This is a genomic window from Pseudomonas sp. RA_35y_Pfl2_P32 (assembly GCF_963970735.1).
Lineage (GTDB): Bacteria > Pseudomonadota > Gammaproteobacteria > Pseudomonadales > Pseudomonadaceae > Aquipseudomonas.
Genome location: NZ_CAXAQF010000352.1, coordinates 1 through 442, shown reverse-complemented (window position 1 = coordinate 442; position 442 = coordinate 1). Strand labels below are relative to the sequence as shown.

Sequence of the window (442 nt, the reverse complement as noted above, 5' to 3'; positions counted from 1 at the left end):
GGCAAATATACCACCGGCGACGGCGCACGCCGCGATGCCGATGGCTATTGGTGGATCACCGGTCGCGTCGATGACGTCATCAACGTCTCGGGCCACCGCATGGGCACCGCCGAGGTCGAAAGCGCGCTGGTGCTGCACCCGGAAGTAGCCGAAGCCGCCGTCGTCGGCATGCCGCACGATATCAAGGGCCAGGGCATTTACGCCTATGTCACGCTCAATTCAGGGAACACCCCGTCCGAGGAGTTGCGCAAGGAGCTGATCGGCTGGGTCCGCAAGGAAATCGGCCCGATCGCCGCGCCCGACAAGCTGCAATTCGCGCCAGGCCTGCCCAAGACGCGCTCGGGCAAGATCATGCGCCGCATCCTGCGCAAGATCGCCGAGGGCGACGTGTCGAGCCTGGGCGATACCAGCACACTCGCCGATCCGTCCGTGGTCGATGATC

Annotated in this window: 1 protein-coding gene; it reads left to right on the top strand. The window is 65.2% G+C overall.

What is annotated here, in order from left to right; all coding sequences use genetic code 11:
• The coding region (locus tag AACY45_RS28660) for an AMP-binding enzyme (protein WP_445261244.1) at positions 1-442 on the top strand (442 nt) is incomplete at both ends.